The sequence below is a fragment of the Streptomyces fuscigenes genome (genome assembly GCF_021556455.1).
GTDB classification, from domain to species: Bacteria; Actinomycetota; Actinomycetes; order Streptomycetales; family Streptomycetaceae; genus Streptomyces; species Streptomyces fuscigenes.
In genome coordinates this window covers 1-3,573 of the sequence record NZ_JAKGCV010000514.1, presented here as the reverse complement: position 1 = coordinate 3,573, position 3,573 = coordinate 1, and the positions used below count along the sequence as shown (strand labels likewise).

5 protein-coding genes are annotated in these 3,573 nt (G+C 74.0%); 4 read left to right on the top strand and 1 reads right to left on the bottom strand.

The annotated features are described in order from the left end of the window. From L1885_RS25530 to msrB, 4 genes are all read left to right on the top strand, one after another. A partial coding sequence (locus L1885_RS25530; RefSeq protein ID WP_235799525.1) for a dihydrofolate reductase family protein occupies positions 1-354 on the top strand: 354 nt, incomplete at its 5' end. A 190-nt stretch (positions 355-544) separates the two neighbouring features. Continuing rightward, positions 545-997 (top strand): indole-3-glycerol phosphate synthase, encoded by a 453-nt coding sequence (locus tag L1885_RS25525; RefSeq protein ID WP_235799526.1) that lies wholly within the window; start codon positions 545-547, stop codon positions 995-997. 63 nt (positions 998-1,060) lie between these two features. Next, the gene (gene murC / locus L1885_RS25520) at positions 1,061-2,467 is read left to right on the top strand and encodes a UDP-N-acetylmuramate--L-alanine ligase (protein WP_235799524.1); all 1,407 of its coding nucleotides are present in this window, start codon (positions 1,061-1,063) and stop codon (positions 2,465-2,467) included. Between the two features lie 11 nt (positions 2,468-2,478). Continuing rightward, positions 2,479-2,904 carry a peptide-methionine (R)-S-oxide reductase MsrB gene (msrB, locus tag L1885_RS25515; RefSeq protein WP_235799523.1) on the top strand — a complete coding sequence of 142 codons (426 nt, stop codon included), beginning with the start codon at positions 2,479-2,481 and terminating at the stop codon, positions 2,902-2,904. Between the two features lie 166 nt (positions 2,905-3,070). Here msrB and L1885_RS25510 read toward each other — a convergent pair. Further along, on the bottom strand, positions 3,071-3,573 hold a 503-nt coding region (locus L1885_RS25510), incomplete at its 5' end, for a GTPase-associated protein 1-related protein (RefSeq protein ID WP_268984515.1).

Here is a 3,573-nt window from a genome sequence, read left to right as displayed (position 1 = left end):
GGCAGGCTGCGCGCGGCGCGCGAGGCGGGGGCCGAGGTGGTGGTCGCGGGCGACCGCGCGGGCGTCGATCCCGCGCGGGCCGTCGAGGCCCTCGCGGAGCGCGGCCACACGCGGCTGCTGACGGAGGGCGGACCCCGGCTGCTCGGCCAGTTCGTCGCGGCCGGCGTACTGGACGAGCTGTGCCTCACCCTCGCGCCGCTGCTGGCGGCCGGCGGCGCCCAGCGCATCGCGGGCGGGCCCGAGACGGCGGTGCCGGCCCGGTTCGAGCCGGCGTCACTCCTGATGGAGGACGGTTTCCTGTTCGGCCGCTACACGGCGGCGGACACCCCGTGGATCTCTCGCGATCAGGGGTAGAGGAGTCGAAGAACGGATTTTCGAGACCGGCGGCGAAGCCTGTACTGGAATTTATCGTTCCGCTTAGCTCCGGCTGGGCAGACTAGATCCAGCCCCTGCCACGGCGGGGAAGGATGGTTTCAGCAGTGGGCCGCGGCTGCGGTCCACCGGACCGCACGGAAGGGCGCCTGTCGTGTTCACGAGCGTACTGATGATCGAGAAGGCACTGACGCCCGAGGACGTGGAGTTCGTGACGACGCTCCACGGTGACCAGAAGGTGTCGTTCGTGGTGCTCATGCAGCCCCGCGGCGACCAGGCCGACGTACTGCTGCGCGCGATCGACGACGTGGCCTACGGCGAGATCAAGGAGGCGGCCCAGGAGGCCGAGGAGCCCGAGGGCCGCGAGGCGAGACACCCCGCCGAGGCGGCCCTCGCCCGCACCATCACCGCGCTGCGCGAGACCGGCTCCGAGGCCAGGGGGGAGGTCGTGGAGAAGCACCCGCTGGACCGGCTCACCGCCGTGGTGGACGACGTGACGGCCGACGAGGTCGTGGTCCTGACCGAGCCCCACTACGTGGAGGAGTTCTTCCACCGCGACTGGGCCTCCAGGGCGCGCCACCAGGTCGGCGTCCCGGTGCTGAAACTCTTCGCGCACAGCGAATAGGGTGAGGCGCGACCCACGACCTGGCACCACAGGTCCTCGCGCGACCCCGCACTGGAGAGACGTATGGCATCCGCCCCCGGCATCCCGGCCGCCATGGAACGGCCGCACTTCATCGGCATCGGCGGTGCGGGCATGTCGGGCATCGCGAAGATCCTCGCCCAGCGCGGCGCGAAGGTCGCGGGCAGCGACGCCAGGGATTCGGCCACCGCGGACGCGCTGCGGGCCCTTGGCGTGACCGTGCACATCGGGCACGACGGCGGTCACCTGGCGGACGACGCCACCTGCGTCGTCGTCTCCAGCGCCATCCGCGCCGACAACCCGGAGCTCGTGCGCGCCGCGGAGCTCTCCGTGCCCGTGGTGCACCGCTCGGACGCGCTCGCCTCCCTGATGGCGGGCGGGCGCGCCCTCGCGGTGGCCGGCACCCACGGCAAGACGACGACCACGTCCATGCTGGCCGTCGCGCTCGGCCGGCTCGGCCTCGACCCCTCGTACGCCATCGGCGGCGACCTGTCCGGCCCCGGCACCAACGCCTCCCACGGCGACGGCGAGATCTTCGTGGCCGAGGCCGACGAGAGCGACCGCAGCTTCCAGAAGTACGACCCCGAGGTCGCGATCGTCCTCAACACCGAACTCGACCACCACGCGAACTACGCGTCGATGGACGAGATCCACGAGTCGTTCCTGACGTTCGTCGGCAAGATCGTCCCGGGCGGCACGCTGGTGGTCTCCGCCGACCAGGAGGGCGCCGTCGAGCTGACCCGGCGGGTGCGCGCCGCGGGCGGTGCCCCGCGCATCGTGACCTACGGCGTCGCGCGGGACGCCGACGCCCGGATCCTCGCCATCGAGCCGGACGGGCTGACCAGCCGCGTCACCGTCGTCCTGGACGGCGAGGAGCTGGCGTTCACGGTGTCCGTGCCCGGCCGCCACTACGCCACCAACGCGGTCGCCGCCCTGGTCGCGGGCGCGGCCCTCGGCGTCCCCGCGGCGGACCTGGCCACGGCCCTCGGCGCGTACACCGGCGTCGGCCGCCGCCTCCAGCTCAAGGGCGAGGAGGGCGGGGTGCGCGTCGTGGACTCCTACGCCCACCACCCGACGGAGATGACCGCGGACCTGGAGGCGATGCGCGCCGCACTGCCCGACGGCGCCCGGCTCCTCGTCGTCTTCCAGCCCCACCTCTTCTCCCGGACGCAGGAGCTCGGCCGCGAGATGGGCGCGGCGCTGGCCCTCGCCGACGCCTCGGCGGTCCTCGACATCTACCCGGCGCGCGAGGACCCGGTCCCGGGCATCACGAGCGCCCTGGTCGTCGACGCGGCACGGGCCGCGGGGGCCGAGGTCGAGGCGGTGCACGACCAGGCGGAGGTGCCCGCCCTCCTGGCGGGAATGACGAGGGGTGGCGACCTCGTTCTCACCATGGGCGCGGGTGACGTCACGGATCTCGGTCCGCGGATCCTCGCCCGCCTCGCCGACTGAAGGGAGACTCCGTGGAATCCGGAATCAAGAAGGCATACGACGTCGTCAAGCCGGACGAGCAGTGGCGTGCCGAGCTGTCGGACAAGGAGTACGCGGTGCTGCGGGAAGCGGCCACCGAGCCGGCCTTCACCGGTGAGTACACGGACACCACCACCGAGGGTGTCTACTCCTGCCGGGCGTGCGGAGCCGAGCTGTTCCGCTCCGACACGAAGTTCGAGTCGCACTGCGGCTGGCCGTCCTTCTTCGACCCGAAGGACAGCAGCGCGGTGGAGCTGATCGACGACCGTTCGTACGGCATGGTCCGCACCGAGGTGCGGTGCGCCTCGTGCGGCTCCCACCTCGGGCACGTGTTCCGGGGCGAGGGCTATCCGACCCCGACGGACCAGCGCTACTGCATCAACAGCATCTCGCTGCGGCTCACGCCCGACGGGAGCTGACCCGCGGACCGGTCGCGCTCCGGCGCGACCGGCACCGCACCCGGGCACCGGGCCGTCCCCGAGAGGGGCGGCCCTTCGCCGTGTCCGGGCTCCCGGGGGACCGTTTCTCGGGCCCCGCCTCTCGCACCCGCCGTGCCCGCGCCCGGCGGACCCGGGGACCCGCCGGTCAGGAGCGGCGGCCGAGCCCGCCGAGGCGGCGGCCGAGCCGGCTGAGGGGAGACTCGCGCTGCCACAGGCGGAACTCCTCCGCCCGGTGCGCGCCCGCCTCCTCCAGACAGTGCTCGACGGCCGCGAGATCCGCCGGGGACAGCGCCCGCACGGCGGGCCGGGCCACCTTCTCCAGCAGCGCCGTCCGCGTCTCGTCCCAGGCCCGCGTCGCCCCGGGCAGCGACGTCCAGGCCGCGAAGCAGTCCGCCGCGTACGCGGGCACCGCCCGCAGCCGGGCCCGGACGCGCTCGGTGCGGGCCGTGTCCGCGTAGGCGGCGAGCAGATCGGGATCGCCGCGGTGGATCAGCGCGTACAGCTCCCCGTCGGGACGGTCCTCCGACAGCAGCCGGCACGCCAGGGTCGCCGCGAGGCGCTCCAGCACCGCCGGCGCGACCGGCTCGTGGCGCTCCGCCGCCGCGCGCAGCGACAGCGCGCGCTCGACCCAGGGGGCGGGCGCCCGGG

Bases quoted from the DNA above. Each gene is read 5' to 3' on its own strand.
- L1885_RS25525 (WP_235799526.1), top strand. From the start codon at position 545: ATGATCGAGAAGGCACTGACGCCCGAGGACGTGGAGTTCGTGACGACG.
- murC (WP_235799524.1), top strand. From the start codon at position 1,061: ATGGCATCCGCCCCCGGCATCCCGGCCGCCATGGAACGGCCGCACTTC.